The sequence below is a fragment of the Pseudomonas zeae genome, assembly GCF_014268485.2.
Classification (GTDB): domain Bacteria; phylum Pseudomonadota; class Gammaproteobacteria; order Pseudomonadales; family Pseudomonadaceae; genus Aquipseudomonas; species Aquipseudomonas neuropathica.
On the sequence record NZ_CP077090.1, the window covers coordinates 1,034,293 to 1,057,252 of the forward strand.

General features: G+C 60.6%; 17 protein-coding genes. 8 read left to right on the forward strand and 9 right to left on the reverse strand.

Annotated elements, in window-relative coordinates; all coding sequences use genetic code 11:
- Positions 1-64: 64 nt before the first annotated feature.
- Together HU754_RS04485 and prmA are read right to left on the reverse strand one after the other, a co-directional pair.
- The gene (locus tag HU754_RS04485) at positions 65-1,360 is read right to left on the reverse strand and encodes a DUF3426 domain-containing protein (RefSeq protein ID WP_186620944.1); all 1,296 of its coding nucleotides are present in this window, start codon (positions 1,358-1,360) and stop codon (positions 65-67) included.
- Between the two features lie 30 nt (positions 1,361-1,390).
- Entirely contained in the window at positions 1,391-2,269 is an 879-nt protein-coding gene (prmA, locus tag HU754_RS04490) for a 50S ribosomal protein L11 methyltransferase (protein ID WP_093430245.1), read from the reverse strand.
- 192 nt (positions 2,270-2,461) lie between these two features.
- Between prmA and HU754_RS04495 the strand changes: the two genes are divergently transcribed.
- The gene (locus HU754_RS04495) at positions 2,462-6,421 is read left to right on the forward strand and encodes a ferritin family protein (RefSeq protein WP_186620942.1); all 3,960 of its coding nucleotides are present in this window, start codon (positions 2,462-2,464) and stop codon (positions 6,419-6,421) included.
- Positions 6,422-6,487: 66 nt separating this feature from the next.
- Here the strand turns inward: HU754_RS04495 and accC are convergent, their stop codons facing one another.
- The 5 genes from accC to gcbA form a co-directional block, all read right to left on the reverse strand.
- Complete coding sequence (gene accC, locus HU754_RS04500; RefSeq protein ID WP_093430247.1) at positions 6,488-7,843, reverse strand: acetyl-CoA carboxylase biotin carboxylase subunit; 1,356 nt, start codon at positions 7,841-7,843, stop codon at positions 6,488-6,490.
- A gap of 17 nt (positions 7,844-7,860) precedes the next feature.
- The gene (gene accB, locus HU754_RS04505) at positions 7,861-8,325 is read right to left on the reverse strand and encodes an acetyl-CoA carboxylase biotin carboxyl carrier protein (RefSeq protein WP_093430248.1); all 465 of its coding nucleotides are present in this window, start codon (positions 8,323-8,325) and stop codon (positions 7,861-7,863) included.
- A 48-nt stretch (positions 8,326-8,373) separates the two neighbouring features.
- Positions 8,374-8,826 carry a type II 3-dehydroquinate dehydratase gene (gene aroQ, locus HU754_RS04510; RefSeq protein WP_093430249.1) on the reverse strand — a complete coding sequence of 151 codons (453 nt, stop codon included), beginning with the start codon at positions 8,824-8,826 and terminating at the stop codon, positions 8,374-8,376.
- Between the two features lie 241 nt (positions 8,827-9,067).
- Positions 9,068-11,014: a methyl-accepting chemotaxis protein gene (locus tag HU754_RS04515; protein WP_186620940.1), complete on the reverse strand. Its 1,947-nt coding sequence runs from the start codon at positions 11,012-11,014 to the stop codon at positions 9,068-9,070.
- A 51-nt stretch (positions 11,015-11,065) separates the two neighbouring features.
- Positions 11,066-12,736 (reverse strand): diguanylate cyclase GcbA, encoded by a 1,671-nt coding sequence (gene gcbA, locus HU754_RS04520; protein ID WP_093430251.1) that lies wholly within the window; start codon positions 12,734-12,736, stop codon positions 11,066-11,068.
- 425 nt (positions 12,737-13,161) lie between these two features.
- Between gcbA and HU754_RS04525 the strand changes: the two genes are divergently transcribed.
- The 7 genes from HU754_RS04525 (at position 13,162) to HU754_RS04555 (ending at position 20,828) form a co-directional block, all read left to right on the forward strand.
- A complete protein-coding gene (locus tag HU754_RS04525; protein WP_016984927.1) occupies positions 13,162-14,229 on the forward strand; it encodes a DUF2333 family protein in 1,068 nt (355 codons plus the stop codon).
- 3 nt (positions 14,230-14,232) lie between these two features.
- Positions 14,233-14,790: an NUDIX hydrolase gene (locus tag HU754_RS04530; protein WP_186620938.1), complete on the forward strand. Its 558-nt coding sequence runs from the start codon at positions 14,233-14,235 to the stop codon at positions 14,788-14,790.
- Positions 14,791-15,074: 284 nt separating this feature from the next.
- Positions 15,075-15,446, forward strand: a complete 372-nt coding sequence (locus tag HU754_RS04535) for a translation initiation factor Sui1 (RefSeq protein WP_007914613.1) — start codon at positions 15,075-15,077, stop codon at positions 15,444-15,446.
- Positions 15,447-15,665: 219 nt separating this feature from the next.
- Positions 15,666-17,579, forward strand: coding sequence for an arginine decarboxylase (gene speA, locus HU754_RS04540; protein WP_093430253.1), 1,914 nt, complete (start codon positions 15,666-15,668; stop codon positions 17,577-17,579).
- A 233-nt stretch (positions 17,580-17,812) separates the two neighbouring features.
- Positions 17,813-19,156: a type VI secretion system Vgr family protein gene (locus tag HU754_RS04545; protein ID WP_186620937.1), complete on the forward strand. Its 1,344-nt coding sequence runs from the start codon at positions 17,813-17,815 to the stop codon at positions 19,154-19,156.
- Positions 19,153-19,947, forward strand: coding sequence for a DUF4123 domain-containing protein (locus tag HU754_RS04550; protein ID WP_093430255.1), 795 nt, complete (start codon positions 19,153-19,155; stop codon positions 19,945-19,947). Before HU754_RS04545 ends, HU754_RS04550 begins: the two co-directional genes overlap by 4 nt.
- Before the next feature lie 17 nt (positions 19,948-19,964).
- Positions 19,965-20,828 (forward strand): alpha/beta hydrolase, encoded by an 864-nt coding sequence (locus tag HU754_RS04555; RefSeq protein ID WP_186620935.1) that lies wholly within the window; start codon positions 19,965-19,967, stop codon positions 20,826-20,828.
- On the opposite strand, the gene HU754_RS04560 is transcribed toward HU754_RS04555, so the two are convergent.
- Both HU754_RS04560 and HU754_RS04565 read right to left on the reverse strand, forming a co-directional pair.
- On the reverse strand, positions 20,822-22,171 hold the full coding sequence (locus HU754_RS04560) for an MATE family efflux transporter (RefSeq protein ID WP_186620933.1): 1,350 nt from the start codon (positions 22,169-22,171) through the stop codon (positions 20,822-20,824). The genes HU754_RS04555 and HU754_RS04560 overlap by 7 nt on opposite strands.
- A gap of 272 nt (positions 22,172-22,443) precedes the next feature.
- Positions 22,444-22,737, reverse strand: coding sequence for a hypothetical protein (locus HU754_RS04565; RefSeq protein ID WP_007914623.1), 294 nt, complete (start codon positions 22,735-22,737; stop codon positions 22,444-22,446).
- Between the last annotated feature and the right edge of the window lie 223 nt (positions 22,738-22,960).

The following is a 22,960-nucleotide window of genomic DNA, read 5'->3' on the forward strand; positions in this document are numbered from 1 at the left end:
CACAGGTTTGGTTGTGGGTGGCAAAGTCAGAAAACCGCCGTCAATTGCAAACCGCCGCAGGGATTCACTCGGGCGAGTGGAAACTCAGGCTGTAATTCACTGCTTTCGGGCCTGGGTCGAGGATATCCAGCGCAATGTGGATCGGCGTTTGCGGCGGCATTTCCGCCAGACCTTCGAGGTCCCCTCTGAGGTACTCGCCGGGTTTGAAGCGACGACTGGCGATCAAGTGGCCATTGAGGTCGGCGAAACGCAGTTCCAGTAATGGAAAGGGCTGAGAAAACGTCGCGCGGTTATAAATGATCGCGTCGACCACCAATGCGCCGTTGAACTCCGGATGACTGCGCACCACCAGGTTGCTGCTCTTGATCCGGGCGATGTCGACCTTGGACGGCACCGTGCAGCCGATCTGCGGGCAGATTTGCTGGAACCACGGACGGTATTGATCCTGACGGGCCAGTTCGTCGAAATGATAGGCGATGTATTGGGCAGCCAGTCCGCCCGCCGCCAGTAGCACCAACAACAACCAGAGCAAGCGGCGTCCCCAAGGCGAGCGGCGTTTCTGCCAGTCCAGTTGCAGCGGGTCGTCAGTCAGGTCTTGCAGAACTTCAGCACGTACACCGGGTTCGGCGCGCTCGCGCTTTTTGCGCAGCGGCTCGATCGATGGCAACTCGTCGCCGTCATCGATATCGTCGCTGGCAGAAAATCGTTCACGACGGGCATTCGGATCGATCGGGTCGTGAAGGCGCAGTTGCGGGATCGCCGGCTCGTCGTCGAGATCTACCGGTTCCAAAGTCAGCGAAGGCTCGGTGCGTGCGGCTTTGGCCGGTTCGATCTCCGAGACTTCCGCCTCGTCGTCGGGCTCGATCGTGTGCTCATCGGCATGTTCGCTGAACAGGCTGTCGCGCCAGACGGTTTCGTCCGGCTCAGGCATGTCGCGCCGGGCGCTCAGGGAATCTTCGCGGGGACGACCGAATTCGGTGGTCGGCTGGATTTCCCGTTGCTCGAGGCGGGCAAGTTCCTGGTCCAGATCGAGGCTGTCGAGATCCAGCTCCGAGGCGCTCCACTGCTTTTGGCTGATGGCGCGCGGTGCCGGCGGCTCGACGATGGCTACGGGTTCGACGGCTGGCGTCGACTCGACAATCGGCGGTGGCTCCGCAATCGGCAGTGGCTCGGCAAGCGACGGCGCGAGCGGCGTCACCGCGTCCTTGCCAGCGTGTTGTTCCAGCAGCTGTTTGGCGGCGTTGAACACTTGCAGGCAGGAGCCGCAGCGAACCACCCCGCGGGCCACGCTCAATTGAGCATGGCTGACACGGAAACTGGTTTGGCAATGCGGGCACTGGGTGACGAAACTGTCAGTCATGCGGCGATCCGGATTATGCAGGCGGACATATTAGCGCCGACGGCCGGTGATGCGCACCCAGCCATCGCGATTGGCGATCGGGTCGAGATCGAAGTCCTGTGCATAAGCGGCAGCGACTTCATCACCTTGTTCAGCGAGGATGCCCGACAGGGCCAGACGACCGCCGGATTTGACCAGGCCAGACAGTTGCGGCGCCAGCGAAACCAGCGGACCGGCAAGAATGTTGGCAACCAGCACGTCAGCTTGAACCTGCGGCAAGTCTTGCGGCAGGTACAGCGGGAACAGTTCGTCGGCAATATTGTTGCGACCGGCGTTGTCGCGCGAGGCTTCCAGTGCCTGCACGTCGATGTCGGTACCAACGGCTTCTTTCGCACCGAGCAACAGGGCGGCGATCGCCAGAATTCCCGAACCGCAACCGAAGTCGAGCACGTCACAGTCTTTCAGGTCCTGGCCGTCGAGCCATTCCAGGCACAAAGCGGTGGTCGGGTGAGTGCCGGTGCCGAACGCCAGGCCCGGATCCAGCAGCAGGTTGACCGCATCAGGTTCCGGCGCGGCGTGCCAGCTCGGCACGATCCACAGGCGCTGGCCGAAACGCATCGGCTGGAAACCGTCCATCCAGCTGCGTTCCCAGTCCTGATCTTCGATGACTTCGCTGTGGTGTTCGGGCAGCGGGCTGCCGGTCAGCAGTTCCAGATGGGCCAGTACCGGGGCTGGTTCGGTGCCGCCTTCGAACAGCGCCAGCAAGTGGGTGTGCGACCACAATGGGGTGGTGTTGAGTTCCGGTTCGAAGATCGGCTGGTCTTCGGCGTCCATGAAGGTCACCGACACGGCGCCGACTTCGAGGAATGCGTCCTCGTAGGTTTCGGCTTGTTCGGGGGTGATGGCGAGACGGACTTGCAGCCAAGGCATGGCGGGCACCTTTGAAAATCTGTGGGGCAGCCCGAAGCTGCAAAAGCGCGCAGTTTACGCCAGGTCGCCGGCAAAGTGGACACGCCTCTTGGCTGTTACACATTCGCCGGCGCGATATACATATGTATCCCCGGAGCGCGGTTGCCGGCAAATAGAGTGAAAGCTCATTTCTACGCAAGCGGGCTGGACGATATGGCGAGTGAACAAGGGATTGTAGAAGAAAAACCACCGGAAGCCGCTGCGCCCACAGGGACGGCCCAGGAGATTCTGCTGCGGATCACGCGTTGGCAGGTACTCATCGACAAGCGCCTGAGCAGTCAGCTGACCTTATTGGAGGCCATGGAAGCTTTCGCGTTGACCGAGCTGCGCAATCATTACCCGCACGGCAATATCGATCCGGGTTTTGTGCTGGCTTTGCTCGATTCGATTCTGCAGAAAATCATCGACGGCAAGCCGATGATGTACCTGGCGATTCAGGACGCTCCGTACCGCTGGCCGGGTGCTGCTGACCGGGGATTTCCGCTCGGCCATCGTCAAGCGGTCATCCAGACTGTGGAGAGCGTTTCTGAGCATTTCCTTGATCAATACAAAAACTACCTGCGAACACATTGGGAAACCAAAGGGCAGGAGGCTGCGTTCGATCAGTTGGTTTTGCGCAAATTGCAGCGTTATATCGATGACATCGACGCGCTGTTCCAGACTGACCGGCTCGTGCGACTGACGCCGGATCGATTGCGCAGGCAAATCGAAAAGGTTCAGGAGCGAGGCGCTCGCCGCTATCGGTTGACCGCAATGGCAACGGGTGCGGAAAAGAAGAGGCTCGAAGCGCTGTCATACGCGCAATTGCCGCATTGGCTGCGGGTGCTGAACGAACCGGAGCGTGCCAGGCTGCGCCGTTATCAAGAACAGACGTCGCAGGCCCAGGCAGCGCTCGATGATCTGCTGGAAGGCTACGGCTCGTTGCGCGCCTATGCCCGGCAACAGGCGATTGACTATATCCAGCTCAAACTCGACATGGAGGTGGAACCGGACCGGATCGATGTCCGCCTGAGGTGGCTTTCAGCGGTCGGCGAGCCGACGCAGAACCGCAGTTTGAGCCAGTTGCTCGCGGCGGGGCCGATCGGTACGGATTTCGCTGCCGTTCTGGAAGTCACCAGTGGTTCTTCGCGACGCAATCAGCCGCTGGAGCCGGCATTCATCGCCGACATGCTGGCCGGCCAGGATTATCCGGTCGGGTACCTGCGAGCCCTCGCCGGGCAGTATGAGCGCGAGGACGTACAAAAGGCCTTGATCGACTGGTTTGTCGCGCGACTCAAGCAAAGCGCGTTCGTTGCGCGTTGTGCGGGGCATCTGGCGGTGGACGATCATGATCGTCTCGAATCGATGTGGGCAGGGGAAGCCATGGGCGAATCCTTGCGCGTCGCCGCACTGACTTTACCCAACGGCATGCAGTGTGCCGACTTTCTGGTGTTTTACCGGCAAGAGCCTGCACCAGCGGTGAGCGATCTGCTGCTGTACGCGCCAAACAAGCCAGACGGCCAGGAGTGGGTGCGCCTGCCTTCGCTGGCGGCATTGACCGGAGAGGTCTGGGGCTGGACGCAGAGCGAGTCCGGTCGCGAATATCTTTTGCAGCAGCTTTCTCCCACTGCCCATCGGCGAGCGCGGGAGTATCTTGTCGCCGTGGCTGCCGACCCTGGCCGTTGGGGTATGAGCAGTGATATTCGGCGTGCGCCCCTGCCGTTCGCTCAGTGCGTCGAAGCGGCTGTAAAAATGGGCCTGGCCAAAAACCTGCAGCAGGTCGAAGAGGACAACTTACTGCGCTGGAACTCAACGCTGACCCTGGATGCGCGTCGACGCCTCAGTAGTCTGAATCAGGAGCTGGTTGTTCATCAGCAGGTCTTCAATGAGTTGCTGGGCGGTTTCGAAGTCTTTGTCGACTTTGCCAGACGCACGGTGGCCGCAGAGATCGCGCCTTATATGCGTAGCAAACAGGTGCTGGAACCGGTTGATCCGGCCACCGTGTTGATCGATTACAACGCCGGCATCGCCGATCGCAGGAAACAGTCGGTAGCCAGCCTGCTCGATCTGGCGATCTACGGCTATGACGACAACGCTGGTATCGACAATCCGAAAAAGGGCGTGCGCTCATCCGTTGGCCAGGATCTGAGCGAGGTGCGCAGCGCCGATCTGGCGTTGTATCTGCGCGGGGCCTGGCTGGGTGAGAAGTACGCCAGCGAAATCCGAGGCAAATATCTCGACGCTCGCCATGCGGACTACGAGCCGCGCCGGTTTGCCTGGCGCAATGTGCTGCTGTCGACAATGGATCGTGACTTGCGGGTTGCGCGAAGTCAGGCACGGCTAAGCGACACGGTGTATACAGCGCTCGTCCGCCAGGTCTCGCTGTTGAGTCAATTGCCAACGTCAGGGGGCCATTTGCCGGGCGCCAACAGGGTCACGACTGACGGCGTATTCAGATTTACTGTGCGTGGTCATGTCGTACTCGGGGTTTATGTTTTTACTGCTTTCGATCCCGAGCCGTCTTGGTGGTTGTATACCCCGGATGCTCCTGACGGCCTTGCGGTGCGCCCGTACCATTCACTGTTTGGCGACATCGCCGGCGAGCTGCATGACTACTTGATGGCGCGCACGGCGGTTGCTGCACGCAAAACCGTTTCGCTCTCCTTGCATGCGATAGCGGTAAAAAATCAGCGCGTCGATACGCTGTACGAAGCGCAGCGAGTGAGCGACGCGCGGGTTGAGTTCAACGCTTACATCGAGCGCACGGTTACGGATGTGCACGACATCACGACCAGCCGCGCGGAAATGATCGAAAGACAGGTGGTCAAGGGACTGATGTTCGCCGCCGCGCCGTTCTGCATGGTGTTTCCGCCCTTCGCCTTGCTGCTGGACGTGGTGTTCATTGCCGTCAGTGCCGGTGATGCCGTCGCGGCGCATCTGGAGGGCGATGTCGATGGCGCGCTCGGCCATTGGCTTGAGGCGTCGTGGGGCGCGCTGTTTGCCATGGTTGGCGCCGGCAGTACGGTCAAGTTACTCGGGCGCACGGTCAGAAATCTGAAGCACACGACGCGGCCGGTCTCATTGCTCACCGAACGCTTGAGCACGGTGGCTCCGATTCGCAAGGAAGCGCTGCCGGCGGTTCGCAAGGTGCGTTTTCACGCCAGACAGGCCGTCAGCAACAAGCCGGATAATTTGCAGCAGGTCACTGAAGAAGGTGTCTTTTTTGGCACATGGCGCAGTCCGCCCAGTGCTGCGCAGCCCCAACCGACCTATTACATCCGCAACAGAGGCAAGTACTTCCAGGTCAGGGAAAACCCGCATTTCGGCGGGCTCAGCCTGATCGATGCCCGGCGCCCCGAAGCCATTTATCAGCGCCCCGTACGTCTGACCGCGAGTGGCAAATGGACGCATGACCGGGTCGGGCTGCGCGGCGGCAATGATCAGGTACGTAATCTTGGTCGAGTGAACAATCTGCGCAATGCGTTTCCCGGCCGGGTCGAGCCAGTGCTGAACCGTGGTGCGTTGCAGGGCGAGGCTGTGGTGGCGAAGTTTGTCGCCGGGTCTATGGACAATTATCTGTTTTCGCTGAATGCGCAGACCTGCGTGATTGCCTCGATGTACAACCCGGCGACAAAGGTCGGCGCAGTCATTCATTTCGATCACAACATTCGCTCGCTGATCAACCACACCGTCAAGGATGCGATGACGCGTCTGGGAGGCTCGCCCAAAGATGTTCGGGTCACGCTGGTGGGCGGTGACTGGCTGACCGGCACCGACATCGGTGGACCGGTCAGGAGTGTATTGCGTCAACAGGGGCTGAGGCCGACATGGGATTACTGGTCGTATTCTTCCTGTCTGGGTAATACCTATGCTGTTTCGTTGAATCTGAACAACGGTGTTTCGACGGTGTTCAAGACTTCCGCCAGCCAGGTTGAACGCTTGTATTCGCCGGTTTTGCAGCGGGCCAGATATGCCAGCGATCCGGTGTCGAAACGTGCACAGGTATTCATGGAGCGGTTTCGTCGAAAGCCATTGCACCAAGATGCCTCTGGCGCTGTAGTCGACCAGAACGGGCGCCGGGCAACCCCTGAAATGATTCAGGGGCAGGCTTTTACCTTGGTGTCGATGTACTGATGCGCTGGTTGCAGGCATAAAAAAACCCGATCCACAGGGATCGGGTTTTTCCACGCCAGGTCAGTCTTACGACTGCTTGGCCAGCTTGTGCTCGAGGTAGTGAATGTTCACGCCACCTTTGCAGAAGCCTTCGTCACGAACCAGGTCACGGTGCAGCGGGATGTTGGTCTTGATCCCGTCAACCACGATTTCGTCCAGGGCATTGCGCATGCGGGCCATGGCTTCGTCGCGGGTCGCGCCGTAAGTGATCAGCTTGCCGATCAGCGAGTCGTAGTTCGGTGGAACCGCATAACCGCTGTACAGGTGCGAATCGACGCGAACGCCGTTGCCGCCTGGTGCGTGGAAATGCTTGACCGTGCCCGGGCTCGGCATGAAGGTTTTCGGGTCTTCAGCGTTGATCCGGCATTCCAGCGAGTGGCCACGAATAACCACGTCATCCTGAGTGAACGACAGCTTGTTGCCAGCGGCGATGCTGAGCATCTCCTTGACGATGTCGATACCGGTAACCATTTCCGAAACCGGGTGCTCCACCTGAACACGGGTGTTCATTTCGATGAAGTAGAAGCGACCGTTTTCGTAGAGGAACTCGAAGGTGCCGGCGCCACGGTAACCGATGTCGATGCACGCCTTGACGCAACGAGCCAACACTTCTTCGCGAGCCTTCTCGTCGATGCCCGGTGCCGGCGCTTCTTCGAGAACCTTCTGGTGGCGGCGTTGCAGCGAGCAATCGCGGTCGCCCAGATGGATGGCGTGGCCCTGGCCGTCGGACAGAACCTGCACTTCGACGTGACGCGGATTGGTCAGGAATTTTTCCAGATAGACCATCGGGTTGCCGAACGCCGCGCCTGCTTCGGAGCGGGTCAGTTTCGCCGAGGCGATCAGGTCTTCTTCCTTGTGCACCACGCGCATGCCGCGACCACCACCGCCACCAGCGGCTTTGATGATCACCGGGTAGCCGACTTCACGACCGATGCGCAATGCCGTTTCTTCGTCTTCCGGCAGCGGGCCATCGGAACCTGGAACGGTTGGCACGCCTGCTTCGATCATCGCGTGCTTGGCCGAGACCTTGTCACCCATCAGGCGAATGGTGTCGGCTTTCGGGCCGATGAACGCGAAGCCGGAGTTCTCGACCTGCTCGGCAAAATCGGCGTTTTCCGCGAGGAAACCGTAGCCTGGGTGAATGGCGGTAGCGCCAGTCACTTCAGCGGCAGCGATGATGGCCGGGATGTGCAGGTAGGACTGAGCGGCAGAAGCCGGGCCAATGCAGACGGATTCGTCTGCCAGACCCAGGTGCATCAGCTCTTTGTCGGCCTTGGAGTAAACGGCGACGGTCTTGATGCCCATCTCTTTGCAGGCACGCAGAATCCGCAGGGCGATCTCACCGCGGTTAGCGATCAGAACTTTTTCCAACTTCGCAGTCATCAAAGGCTCTCCGCAGTTCAAACGATGGTGAACAGCGGTTGGTCGTACTCAACCGGCTGGCCGTCTTCGACGAGGATGGACTCGATCACACCGCTGGTTTCAGCTTCGATGTGGTTCATCATCTTCATGGCTTCGACGATGCACAGAGTGTCGCCTTTCTTCACGGTCTGGCCGACTTCAACGAAGGACGGCGAGGTTGGCGAAGATTTGCGATAGAAGGTGCCGACCATCGGCGAACGGGCAACAGTGCCGTTCAGCGCTGGTGCAGCAGCGGCAGCCGGGGCTGCGGCAGCAACCGGAGCAGCGGCGGCGGCAGGTGCGGCAGCCGGAGCGTGCATCGGAGCCGGCGCGTAGTACTGCTGAGCCGGGGTCTTGCTGTGACGGCTGATGCGTACGGACTCTTCGCCTTCCTTGATCTCGAGCTCGTCGATGCCGGACTCTTCCAGCAATTCGATCAGTTTCTTAACTTTACGGATATCCATGAATCATCAACTCCCAAGGGTCGGTCAGGGGCGTTTAACGCTTGTAGTTCAAGCCGTTGCCTGTGTTTCAAGCTGTTCTAGCGCAGCCTCCAGGGCCAGTCGGTAACCGCTGGCGCCAAGGCCGCAGATCACTCCCACCGCTACGTCGGAGAAGTAAGAGTGATGGCGGAAAGGTTCGCGTTTGTGCACGTTGGACAAATGCACTTCGATGAATGGGATGCTCACTCCCAGCAACGCGTCACGTAATGCGACACTTGTGTGCGTAAAAGCTGCTGGATTGATCAGAATGAAATCGACCCCTTCGCCACGGGCGGCGTGGATGCGGTCGATCAATTCGTACTCGGCATTACTTTGCAGATACAGCAGATGATGGCCGGCTTCACGGGCGCGGCGCTCCAGATCCTGATTGATCTGCGCCAGGGTCGTTGAACCGTAAGTGCCGGGTTCGCGGGTGCCGAGCAGGTTCAGGTTGGGGCCGTGCAGCACCAGGAGGGTCGCCATCTGCGTAGTCCTTGTTATGAATGAGCAATCGTCAGAACCCGGCGACTATGCCGCAAAGACTTTGTGACTGTCCAGTTCTATGCAATAGCCAGCACGATGGCCGATGTTTGCGCGAAATATGTGACCAAGTGGTTTGATCCGGTCACTTGTAGTGATTGTGCTGACGCCTTCGCGAGCAGGCTCGCTCCCACAGGGGTACATATTCCAATGTGGGAGCGAGCCTGCTCGCGAAGGCGGTTCATCAGACGCGAAAGGCCTGTACGGCCGTATGCAATTGCCCACCCAACACCAGCAGATTCTCACCCTGCTCACGCCCGCGGCCGATACGCACCAGATTATCCCCACCCAGCTGATGAATCCGCTCACTGTGATCGCGAATCTCGCTGACCGCGCCGCTCTGCTGCGCCGTGACGTCGGCAATGCGGATCGCCGTGTCGGAAATGGTCTGGATCGCGCCGACGATTTTATCCAGCGCGCCATCTGCCGCTTGCGCCTGATTGGCCGTGGCTTCGGCGTGTTCGACCTGCGCGCGCATGCCTTCAACCGATTGACGAGCGGCGGTTTGCAGGCCGGCAATCAGGGTTTGAATCTCGGCAGTTGCGCCGGCTGTACGTTGTGCCAGCGAGCGCACTTCTTCAGCCACCACGGCAAATCCTCGACCCATTTCCCCGGCACGCGCCGCTTCGATCGCCGCGTTAAGCGCCAACAGATTGGTTTGATCGGCAATCGAGCGAATCACCGTCAATACGCCACCAATGGTCGCTGACTCCTCGGCCAGATGCTCGATCATTTGCGCGTTGCCCTGAACCTCACCGACCAGCGCGTGCAGGCCGGTGAGGCTTTGGCCAATCACCGTCTGGCCGTGCTCGACCGCCAATCCGGCGTGACGACTGGCATCCGCTGCCTGCTGTGCATCGCCAGCGACCTGCTGAATCGTCGCCTCCAACTCGCCGAGTGAATCGCGGATCAGCGCGGTGTCACCGGCCTGATGTTCGGCGCCGTTGTGCAAGTCGTTGCTTAGTTCCGCGAGTGTGCGACTGCTGCCTGCGACTTGTTCGGCATTGCCGCGAATTGTCCCGACCAAGTCCACCAGGTAGGCACGCAAGCGATTGAGCGAGGCCTCGATGTCGTGCAGTTCACGGTTGGTTTTGCCCAAATGAATATCGCCGCTGAAATCGCCTTCGGCCCAGTTCGACAGCGCCGGAGCGAGATTGGTCAGCGTGCGGGCCAGCCGCCGCTGCAAGGTGTCGATGAGCAACGCAATCAGCAGAATCAAGCCGATCATCACACCTTGCATCAGCCGCACTTCGCCTTGAATTTGCCCGTGCTGCGCGCGCACGACCGGCTCAAGTCCGGAGATGGCCTGCTGCACGGCGGCGATTTTCTGGTGGGTGGCGGTGCTGAGGTCGGTGCGTTTCTGGATCTGATCCCGTGTGCGTGCAAGCTCCGCCGGATAGCGTCCGAGCAAGCTGTTGAGCTCACGTTTGAGCCCGACACCGGCGTCTTCGGCAACGGCTTTTTCGCTGCTCTCGATGCCCATCAGCGCGGCGAAATCGTCGCTGCCCGATTCATTGTTGGCGACGACGCCGAGCAAGGGCAGGGCATCAATCACTTGAGCTTGCGAGCGGATATTGGTGACTTCGCGCTCAACATCGGCGGCCAGTTCACTGCGCCCGCTGCTGACCAGTTTGTCCCGCGCCAGTGACAGCTTGCCCAAGTGCTGCGAAGCGACGAGCAACGGCGTCAGATAAGCCGCATTGCCGTTGGCGTAAGTGCTGAGCTGATCGAGGCTGGCGCTCAGTTCGCGCTCTGCCTGCAACAGCAAGGCCTGCGGGTCGCCCGCCAGTTTGCCGGCAGCGAGCAGGTCGGTCTTGCTGAATTCATCAAGGCCCGACAGGCTCGGGCGCAGGGTGTCGGCCAGCGCTGGCGGCAATTCGCCGAGTTCTTTCTGCAAATTGTCGATGGCCTGACTGGCACTGCTCAGGCGCAAGGCGTCGCCGCTGGCGAGGTAATCCTCGACGTTGCGTGCCACCTCGTTCTGAAATTGTTGCGACAGACCGAGATAGCGCTCCATCAACAGGTACGGGCGCTCAAGGGCTTTTTGCGACCACCACAGCGTCGCGCCGAGTGCGAGGCACACGGCGACCAACAGCAGGGTATTGAGATTGGTGAGCAACTTCAGGCGCATGACGGCTACCAACGGCAGAAATGGTAAGCGCCTGAATTTATTGCGGTTCTGTTACAGGGTTATGACCGAATCAGTGGAATCCGATGAAAAAGTGGCACTTTGCTTTGAGTCGCGCGCGGTTTGCACGCGATTGCGTCCGGCGCCCTTGGCGCGGTACAGCGCTTCGTCGGCCTGACTGGCCATCATCAGACTGTCGCAGTCGTCGTGCATTTCCACCACGCCGGCGCTGAAGGTGCACCACAAATCCTGCGGCTGCGCCGGGTAGTGGATTTCAGCGAAGCGCTGGCGGATCTCGTCGAGCACTTTGTGCGCGGCCTCTATATCGGTGTCGGGCATGACGATGGCGAATTCTTCGCCGCCGTATCGGCCAATGAAATCGGTCTTGCGCAAACGTTGCTTGAGAAACAGCGCGAGGCTCTTGATCACCCGGTCGCCCATCGGGTGGCCGTGGCTGTCGTTGACCCGTTTGAAATGGTCGATGTCGAGCATCGCAAAGCTCAATGGCTTGTTCTCGCGGCGGGCGCGAAACGAGCAGTCTTCGAGCAATTGCAGAATGTGCGTGTGGTTGTACAGACCGGTGAGGCTGTCGCGGACCATCCGTGCTTTGAGGTTGCGTGCGCGGGCGGCGCGGTTGCGCACGGTGGTGATCAGGTGGCGCGGCTTGATCGGTTTGGTCAGGAAGTCATCGCCGCCCTCGCTCATGGCGTCGAGCTGCTTGTCCAGATCGTCCTCGGCCGACAGGTAAATGATCGGCACGCTGACATAGCGATCGTTGTGGCGAATCACTTTGGCCAGTTCGGTGCCAGTGCAGGCTGGCATGTACATGTCGAGGATGATCAGGTCGGGCTGGAAATCGGCCAGTTCCGCCATCGCCTGAATCGGCTCGATCAAGGTCCGCGTGACGATGCCGGCGCTGTTGAGCAGGCGCTCGGTGTGCAAGGCCTGCGCACGCGAGTCGTCGATGATCAGCACTTTATAAGGTTCGTACTGGGCGACGCAGGTGAGGACTTCTATCTTTTCCAGCAGGCTCGACGCTTCGAGGGTGCCGGTGAGGAACTCCTGGCCGCCGGCGCGCACGGCGGCGAGACGGGTTGGCGTGTCGGTTTCGTGCAGGCTGAAGAACAGCAGCGGCAGCGGTTCTTCCAAACCGACCTGGGCCTCGGCGGCGAGTTTCAGGCCGATGCCGGCACCGCTGAAATCGACGTCCATGACGATCGCCGCGGGCAGGCGCTCGACCATCGAGGAGCGAAACGCCGACACACTGTCCAGCGCCTGCGCGCTCAGACCGAAGAATTCCAGTTGTTTGGCCAGGCGTTCGGCGCGGTCGTGATCTTGCAGCATCACATAGATCGGTTTGCGCAGCGGTGGCAGGAAAGTCTGGTCGAGTTGATCGCCATGGCGCAGGCCGGTGCGTGACAAGCGCTGCATCAAGCGATTGAGGTCGGTGATCAAGCCACTGCTCAGGCGACCGCGATTGGCGTCCACCGCTTCCAGCGATTGGCTGATATGGCGCGCAAGCTGCGTGTGTTCGGGCTGTTCGAAGCGCTCGGCAAAACGCAGCAGGCGCAGGTTGGCCTCGCTCAGTTCGGCGAGATCGACATTGGACCACTCAGTGCGTTGCAGGCGCTGCCATATCTCAAGAATCTGACGTGCCTGATGAATTACCCGCTGGGCAAAGTGGTGCTTGAGACGCTCACGGCTGGGGTCTTCTGGCTCGGTCATATCCTGACTACTAGTTAGGCTGCATGCTGAGATCGACTGGTGGCTCTATGCTAGCACCTCTTTTCCCTTACACGAGTGTCGTACGTCAATAATCTGCAGTGCGTCACCATTCAGTTTCTGACCGGACGGTTTTGTTTTAGACCTGGGTGTCTGACAAGTCCCCGTAGGCCGGGCTCTCCCTGACTAAGCGGGGTGATCAGGATGACGGCGCAGTCGTGCTTTTATCCGTGCAGTGAATGACCTTTGCGATGGTTTTCAATCCGATGGGCTGAAGCGTGGGCATCGGGGATTCCCCTATTCATCGTCGAAGCGTCATTCGCCCACACGAATTGCGGCTTATCTTTACGCGCGGGTGCCCGGCCCCGGCACGTTGTTGTATGGTTGTGGTCGAACCGTTGAACCCAAGTGATTGAAAGGATATCGCCATGCTGGACTGGAAAAACCGCGCGGGCAGCGCGCCTGAACGTGCCGCCGAACCCAAGTCGGCCACCCGCAGCTATGTTGGCGGATTGCTGTTCAGCCGTGCATTGGCCACGCTGATCGGTATCTACCTGCTGGTGACCATTGGCCTTGGCTGGTACTGGAGCCAGGAGCCGGCGCTGTTTCCGGTCGCACAAAACGCGCAAGTGGCGGCCGAGAAAGAAGGCAAGCAGATGGTGATCGGCTACACCACCGTCGAAACCCTGAAGACCGTTGCCGGCACCTTGCTCAACAAGCCGGGCGGCTACATTTCCAACGACCGCTTCCCGCCGGGCCTGTGGATGGACAATACGCCAAGCTGGGAATACGGCGTGCTGGTGCAGGTGCGTGACCTGACCCGTGCCCTGCGTAAAGACTTTGCCCGTTCGCAGTCGCAGTCGGCGGAAGATGCCGATCTGGCCAAGGCCGAGCCGCGTTTCAACTTCGACAACAAGAGCTGGATCCTGCCGTCGAGTGAGTCGGAATATCAGGAGGGCATCAACTCGCTGAGTCGTTATCAGGCACGCCTGTCCGATCCGACCCAGAAAAACGCGCTGTTCTATGCTCGCGCCGACAACCTGAACAACTGGCTGGGCGATGTCGGCACCCGTCTCGGTTCGCTGTCGCAACGCCTGTCGGCCAGCGTAGGCCGAGTCAAACTCAATACCGCGCTGAAAACCGAAGTGCCGGCGATCGGCGAAGTGCCGCAGGTTGACGAAGAAGTCGTCGAGACCCCGTGGATGCAGATCGACAACGTGTTCTACGAAGCCCGCGGTCAGGCCTGGGCGCTGTCGCACCTGCTGCGCGCCATTGAAGTCGATTTCGCCGATGTGCTGGCGAAGAAGAACGCCACCGTCAGCGTGCGCCAGATCATCCGTGAACTGGAAGCCTCGCAGGAGCCGGTCTGGAGTCCTATGATTCTTAACGGCAGCGGCTTCGGCGTGCTGGCCAACCACTCGCTGGTCATGGCCAACTATATTTCCCGGGCCAACGCCGCGGTGATCGATTTGCGTCAACTGCTCAATCAGGGCTGATTCATGAGCCAGAACGCCAAAGAGGCGGCCCATCGCGCCGCCTCGGATGCCGAACAGATCGCCTGGGTCGATGAGCAGGACAACCTGCTCGGCGCGCTCGTGCGCGCCGATTTGCGCGAGCGCGGACTGATTGGCCGTGGCACCTACATCATGTTGTTCAATTCCGCCGGTGAGCTGTGCGTGCACCGGCGCACCTTGAGCAAGGCGATTTATCCCGGCTACTGGGACGTCGCGGCGGGCGGCATGGTCCAGGTAGACGAAACCTACGCCGAGTCAGCGGCCCGTGAACTGGAAGAGGAATTGGGCGTCAGCGGCGTCGAGCTGACGGCTCATGACCATTTCTATTTTGAGGACACCGGCAATCGCCTGTGGTGCTCGGCGTTTTCTGCCGTATGGGACGGCCCGTTGAAACTGCAACCGGAGGAGGTGCTGGAAGCGCGCTTTATTCCGGTCGAGCAGGTGCTGCAGGAAATCCAGCAGAAGCCTTATTGCCCGGACTCTCTGGCCGCATTGAAGCGCTATCTGAAGGCGCAGCAAAGCGACGTCGCAAAGAACACATAAATTGGCGCCGATTGGCACTTAGCAATCGGGATTTTTGCCGTTACACTGCGCGACCTTTTCAAGCTGCACCGCGAGTGCTTTTTGTAGGAGCTGCCGCAGGCTGCGATCTTTTGATTTTTTGTTTTGGCGTCGAAATCAAAAGATCGCAGCCTCGTTTCACTCGACAGCTCCTGCATTTGGCGCTTTATCGGTGCAGTAGCGCTGCCCCTGCCTGAGTGGGGCTTCGCGGTCGATGACCTTGCCCAAGGTCGCGATCAGTCTTTGTCCTCCCGAGAGGATTGCCGGTGGCCAAAAAAGCCGCATCCTTCGCCGCCCTGGGCGGCCTGGTATTTTCCACCGACGCAGGTCGTCATTGCCCGGAATGCAGTAAGCCGGTGGACGCCTGTATCTGCAAACAAACCGTGATCCCGGCTGGCGACGGCATTGCCCGCGTGCGACGCGAGAGCAAGGGCCGTGGCGGCAAAACGGTGACTACTATCACCGGCGTGCCACTGGCCGAAGACGCTCTCAAGGAGCTAGCGACAACGTTGAAGAAACGTTGCGGCACTGGCGGCGCGTTGAAAGACGGAATCATCGAAATCCAGGGCGATCATGTCGAGCTACTCTTGGCTGAGCTGATCAAGCACGGTTTCAAAGCGAAGAAGTCCGGCGGCTAGCAGCCTCTGTGAAAACCACCTGCGGCTTGATCCGGCGCTGAAACACTTCAGATCCGGCGTCGTCTCCATGGTTTTCACAGAGCCTGTTCATGACCGGTTTCTAAACTCCACGCAGTCAGTGCGGTCTACCGCCGCGCTGACAAACCGTCATTTTCATTCTTTAGAATGCGCCAGCCTGAGATCAGGCGACGCACTATGACTTCTTTATAGGGGACTTCGATGTCCGTACGACGCACACGCAAAGACGATGGCAGCCAATGGACAGTTGCGGACAGCCGCAGTGTTTACGGGATTCGCCATTGGGGGGCCGGGTATTTCGCGATCAATGACGCCGGTCGCGTCGAAGTTCGTCCGAACGGTCCGAGCAGCTCGCCTATCGACCTGTTCGAACAAGTCGACCAACTGCGCAAAAGCGGTTTGTCCTTGCCGTTGCTGGTTCGCTTCCCCGACATTCTGCAAGACCGTGTTCGCCAGTTGACCGGCGCCTTCGATTCGAACATCGAGCGCCTGGAATACCAGAGCAAATACACCGCGCTGTACCCGATCAAGGTCAACCAGCAAGAAGCGGTGATCGAGAACATCATCGCCACCCAGGACGTCTCCATCGGTCTGGAAGCCGGCTCCAAGCCTGAGCTGCTGGCCGTGCTGGCGCTGGCGCCGAAGGGCGGCACCATCGTCTGCAACGGTTACAAGGACCGCGAGTTCATCCGTCTGGCGCTGATGGGCCAGAAGCTCGGCCACAACGTCTTCATCGTGATCGAGAAAGAATCCGAAGTCGGTCTGGTGATCGAAGAAGCCGCCTCGCTCAAGGTCAAGCCACAGGTCGGCCTGCGCGTGCGTCTGTCGTCGCTGGCGTCGTCGAAGTGGGCGGATACCGGTGGCGAGAAATCCAAATTCGGTCTGTCGGCAGCACAACTGCTGTCGGTGGTCGAGCGTTTCCGCGCGGCTGGCCTGGATCAGGGCATTCGCCTGCTGCACTTCCACATGGGCTCGCAGATCGCCAACCTGGCTGACTACCAGCACGGCTTCAAGGAAGCGATCCGTTACTACGGCGAGCTGCGCAATCTCGGTCTGCCGGTCGATCACATCGACGTCGGCGGCGGTCTGGGTGTCGACTACGACGGCACGCACTCGCGCAACGCCAGCTCGATCAACTACGACATGGACGATTACGCCGGGGTCGTGGTCGGCATGCTCAAGGAATTCTGCGACGCGCAGAGCCTGCCGCATCCGCACATTTTCTCCGAAAGCGGCCGCTCGCTGACCGCGCACCACGCCATGCTGGTGGTGCAGGTCACCGACGTCGAGAAGCACAACGACGAAATCCCGCTGATCGAAAACAAGGAAAACCTGCCGGAAACCGTGCAGTGGCTGGTTGACCTGCTCGGCCCGACCGACATCGAAATGGTCACCGAAACCTACTGGCGCGCCACCCACTACATGAGCGATGTAGCCGCGCAGTACGCCGACGGCAAACTGACCCTGGCGGAAAAAGCCCTGGCCGAGCAGTGCTACTTCGCTGTGTGCCGTCGCCTGCACAACTCGCTGAAAGCCCGTCAGCGTTCGCACCGCCAAGTGCTCGACGAGCTCAACGACAAGCTGGCCGACAAGTACATCTGCAACTTCTCGGTATTCCAGAGCCTGCCGGACACCTGGGCAATCGATCAGGTCCTGCCGATCATCCCGTTGCACCGTCTCGACGAAGAGCCGCTGCGCCGTGCGGTGCTGCAGGATCTGACCTGCGACTCCGACGGCAAGATCAACCAGTACGTCGACGAGCAGAGCATCGAGACCAGCCTGCCGGTACACGGTTTGAATGAAGGCGAAGATTACCTGCTGGGCGTGTTCCTGGTTGGCGCCTATCAGGAAATCCTCGGCGACATGCACAACCTGTTCGGTGACACCGACTCGGTGAACATCTACCAGAACGCCGATGGCAGCGTGTACCACGCCGGTATCGAGACCCACGACACCATCGAAGACATGCTGCGTTACGTGCACTTGTCGCCGGAAGAACTGATGACTCACTACCGCGACAAGTGCGCCAGTGCCCGCATCAGTGCCAGCGAGCGCACGCAATTTCTCGATGCCTTGCGTCTGGGCCTGACCCGCTCCTCCTACCTGTCTTCCTGAGGCCAGGTGGCGATCTTGCCGGGTTGTCTGAATTTTTCCTGAGCGTGGCGGAAAATTCGGATGATCCGGTGGGATATCTCCCAAAATCTTCGCGAAATCCATGGCATTCCCGGCCAGCAAAGTCATCCGGTCTGCTTTTCGCGTAGGTCATTTCCTAAGTTGTACTTCAGCTCTCTACTCGGCCATGGCTCTCGGCGAGAATCCCCGACCGCCCCTCCTGTAGAGATCCGCCCATGTTCGAACCAGTCAACGAGTCGTCCTTTCGTCTCGATGTAGCGGGCCTGTCCGACCCTTTCGAAGTCCTGGCCTTTACCGGTAGCGAAGCCCTCAGCGAATCCTTTGCGTTCGAGATCGATGTGTTGATCGACGATCCGCACCTGGATCTCGCCGGCCTGCTATACCGTTCGGCGTTCCTCTGTTTCGGGCCGTCGGGGGAGGGAGTGCACGGGCAATTGCAGAGCCTTGTCCAGCATGAACACGCAGAGGGTTCGAGATTGAGCCGGATCCGTCTGGGGCCGAAACTCGGTTGCCTCGCGCTGCGCTTCAGCCAGCGCATCTTCAGTGGCCGTTCGGTGCCGCAGATCATCGAACAAGTGCTCAGGGAGCACGGGATTGTTGGTGCCCAGCGCCGCTTCGATCTGTCCGGCGGCTACCCGGCCCGGACGTTCTGCACGCAGTACCGCGAGTCCGATCTGCAACTGCTCCAGCGCTTGTGCGCGCAGGCGCGGATTCACTATTACTTTGAACACGATCGCGACCGGCATTGCCTGGTGTTCGCCGATGATCCGGCGCAGTTACCCGTGGCCGGTACCGCGCAGTATCCGCGCGCGGACGACGGGCAAGATAGGTCACCCGCGTTGCGGCAATGGCAATTGCAAAGTGCAATTGGGAGCAGTTTATCGGGTGTGCAACGGGCTGAAGGCCAGAGTGAACTGCCAGCGTTGCGCAGCGGTCACTGGCTGCGGTTGGCCGGTCATCCCTTCGCTGAATGCAATCGGCCGTGGTTGCTCACACGCATTGAACATCGCGCCGATCCATCCCGTGAACCTCCCTACGTGAACCGCCTGTTCGGCACGGTGCAAGTGCCGTACACATCGGCTACAGCGCCATCGCGCCTGCGCATGCACAGCCTGCAACGGGCCTGGGTGGTGGCGGTCGATGAACCGCAGCCTGACCGGATGCGTCCGGTGGCGGTGCAATTCGACTGGCTCTATCAGGGCGAAGGGGCCGCCCCGAGTCATTGTTGGCTACCGCTTGCGCCGTCCCTGACGCAGGTGTCCATGGCGGCGCTGAGCGAGGGTGTCGAGGTGGTGGTGAGTTTCTTTGAGGGGGATCCGGATCAGCCGATGATCAGCGGCGTGCTGCAGCCGCCATCCGCTGTTGCCGACACCGATGATGACCTGCCGTTGCCTCTGCCCGACAGCCTGGTGAGTGACGGCTTGCAGCAACTGCTGACTTGCGGTGAACCGTTGCTGCTGTTGTGCCTGATCCCCGGCGGCGGCAGTTTCAACCATTGCGCTCAATCGGTGTGCAGTTGTCGATTGGTCACCGCGCTTGAACAGAGCGGCGCAACATGAATGGCGCGGCGCTTGAGCCCATGGCGCAGTGGCTGTTGCTCGATGGCCCGGATGCACCGCAGGCCTTGCTGACCCTGCACCGGGCTTTTGCCGGTGTGCAGTGTTTCAGCCTGTTCGAAGGCACTGAGTTCGAACCGGTCAGCGAGCACGGCCCGGTGTTGATCGAACTGCGTGACTGCCCGGCATTGGCTGCGTTGTGTCACAGCGACCCGAACACCTGGCGCGGGCTGTTGCTGAGCAGTGAGGTTGCGGCGCAACAACTGCTGAGTCACTTGCAGCGCATGCTCACGGTGTCGTTTGGATTGAACCACCGGGCTTTGCTCAGCTATTACAACCGGCAGACCGCGAGCTATTTTTTCGATGCCTGCGATGCCGCTGAGCTGAGCCGCTGGCTCGGGCCGATTCGTCAGCTGCGCTGGTTCGGTGGCACTTGGGCCGACCGGGCCATTGGCAGTCTGGGCTGGCAGCAGTTGCGCAACCCGGGGCTAGCCGTCGAGCCGCTGAGTATCGAAGAAAGCCTGACCCGGCGCCAGCGCGAACGCCTGCAAACCTGCTTGCTGGAGCAGCATATCTGGCGCTGGTGCCAATCGCTGGGAACCGATTACGCGACGATGGCCTCCCATGTGCATCAAGGCCTGACGCTGGGATTCAGTGACCGCACCGTGCTCGATGGCTGGTTATGGCTACGCTTGCTGCATCCGCGAGCCGTGCTGGTGCCACCGCCGGTGGGTCTGACCCAACAGCAGCGGCTTGACCATGTGCGGCGCCAGTGGCGCAGCGATCAGTCCTGAGGCGAGGTTCGGCGCGTATGGCAGGTTTATTCCGGCAAGGGTTGGGGGTCGTGTTGCTGCTGGTGCTGGGCGGTTGTTCGCCGGTGCAGTTGCTCAATGCGTTGACTCCGGACAGCACATACGCCAAAACCGTGGGCATCGCCTATGGCGACGATCCGCGGCAGAAGCTCGACGTGTATGTGCCGCATCAGCCGATGCCCGGCGCGCCGGTGGTGGTGTTTTTCTATGGCGGCAGCTGGAACAGCGGTTCGCGCGTCGACTACCGCTTTGTCGGCGAAGCGCTGGCGTCCCGAGGGATTGTTGCCGTGGTGGCGGATTACCGTTTGTATCCACAGGTGCGCTATCCGCTGTTCCTGCAAGACGGGGCGCGTGCGGTGGCATGGACCAAAGCGCATATCCACGAGTTTTCCGGCAACCCGCAGCGCTTGTATCTGATGGGCCACAGCTCGGGCGGGTACAACGCGGCGATGCTCGCGCTGGACAGCGAATGGCTCGCGGCGGTGGGCATGTCGCCCAGGGATGTACGAGGCTGGATCGGTCTGGCCGGGCCGTATGATTTTCTGCCGATCAAGAATCCCGAGGTGCGTCCGGTGTTCTTCTGGCCGGATTCACCGCCGCAGTCGCAGCCGATCAACCATGTCAGTCGCGGCGCACCGCCTGCGCTGTTGATTGCGGCAAGCCGGGATGATCTGGTCAACCCGACGCGCAACACCGGTGGCCTTGCGAGCAAGCTGCGCGAGGCCGGTGTGCCGGCGCAGGATTTGTATTACTCGCGGCCCAGCCACATAACCTTGGTAGCGACCCTGTCGCGGCCGTTGCGGCGTCTGGCGCCGGTGCTCGATCAGGTGGTCGGGTTTATCGCCCACACGCCGAGTCAGTGAACGCCGCCACTGAACCAGCCATCGTTGCGCTTGAGCCACCAGGCTTGCGCACCGAGGGTCAGGCTGCGCAACACCATGAACAGCAGAAAAGATATCCACAGCCCGTGATTGCCCAGACCTTGCAGCGCCCAGGCGAACGGCAATAACAGCACCACGGTGATCAGCATGCCGTTGCGCATTTCCCGCGCGCGGGTGGCGCCGATGAACAAACCGTCGAGCAGGTAGCTCCAGACTGCAATCAGCGGCAGCACGGCGAGGTAGGGCAGGTAGACGAACGCGGTGTCGCGCACGCTCTGGATGTCAGTCTGCATCTCGATGAACAAGTGCCCGGCCAGCAGGAACAGCATGGCGAAGCCGAGGCTGGCGATCAGTGACCAGCCGCTTGCCACCACCAGTGAGCGACGCAGGGCCAGACGATCACGGGCGCCGATGGCGTGTCCGCACAAGGCTTCGACGGCGTGGGCCAGACCGTCCAGCGCATGCGCCGTCAGCAGCAAGCCATTGAGCAGCAGCGCGTTGGCGGCCACCGTCGAATCACCCAGTCGCGCGCCTTGTACGGTGATCAGGAAAAACACCGATTGCAGCGCCAGGCTGCGGATAAAGATATCGCGGTTGACCGCCAGCAACGGGCGCCAGCTCTGCCAGATTCTCAGCGCTGCCCAAGCGATGTGCCCGGGGTACGCGCGCAGCGCTTTGCGGGTCAGCAGCAGGCCGAGCAGGGCGCCACTCCATTCGGCGATCACCGAGGCCCGCGCTGAACCGACCACGCCCCAATCCAGGCCGATGACGAACCACAGATTGAGGACGATGTTGATCAGGTTGGTGGTCAGCAGAATCGCCAGCGGCGCCCGGGCGTTCTGTGTGCCGAGGAACCAGCCGACCAGCGCATAACTGGCCAGCGCCGCCGGCAGGCCGAACAGGCGTGTATGGAAAAAGTCCCGGGTGAGTTGAGCCAGCTCCGCCGACGGTTGCATGAAGTGCAACGCAACACCACTCAGCGGCACACCCAAAGTGCCAAGCACCAGTGCCAGTCCCATCGCCAGCAGCAAGCCCTGCAACAGAATCTGCCGCAACGCCGCACCGTCGCTGCGCCCGGCGGCTTGCGCGGCAAACCCGGTGGTGCCCATGCGCAGAAAGCCCATGGCCCAGGCGAGAAATGTGTACAGGCTGGCACCGACCGCCACCGCGCCTAATTGATGGGCGTGGGGCAAGTGGCCGATAACGGTGCTGTCGACCAGCGCCACCAACGGTACGGAAATATTGGACAGAATCATGGGCGCGGCGAGTGCCCAGACCTTGCGGTGCGTCGGGCGGTCGCGCCAGTCGGCGATCAGAGTGGACATGCGGGCTCCTTGGGGGAGCGGGGATTGTAACGATTCATGGAGGATTTGCTGTGTCTGACAGAAACAACCCCCTCACCCCAGCCCTCTCCCAGAGGGAGAGGGGGCCGACCGAGGTGTCTGGCGTCATCCATCGACCTGAGAGAATGTGCCGATTATGGATTCGCTGAAGCTCGCTCAAGTCGGTGTAGCTCTTGAATATCCCCCATTCAGTCCCCTCTCCCTCCGGGAGAGGGCTAGGCGGGCGGCGTTCCGATGAGGGGCTCTTCAAGCGGTTAATGAATAATCCAGCTAAGCAGCCACAACCCCAGCAACAACCAGATGATCCCGGCAATGATCGACGCATTCATGAACGCCCGAATCGCCGACCACAACAGCATCAGCCCGACGATCAGGGCGATGATGCTGATGATCGAGGTGTCCATCCCCAGCGTCTTCGCCAGCCCGTCGACAAAGTTGCCGCCGGCATTGCTCAAAATGTTGAACAAGCCACTGAGGCCATCGACAATAAACCGGATGACCGAACCGAGCGCCTGCCCGAGCCATTCGAAAAAGCTTTCTACCTGCATGTGTGCATCCTGATGAAAGAGCTGAGCCTTGGGCCACAACGCGGGTGGCCGAGTTCCCTGCAACTATAGAGTGTTTGCACCGCCCTTGTAGGAGTGAGCCTGCTCGCGATGACGTCGTGTCAGACAAATCAATGTTGAATGACACGACGTCATCGCGAGCAGGCTCACTCCTACAAAGAGCATCGGCGGCCCTTGCCTTCAGGCGATATCCCCCCGAAGCTAT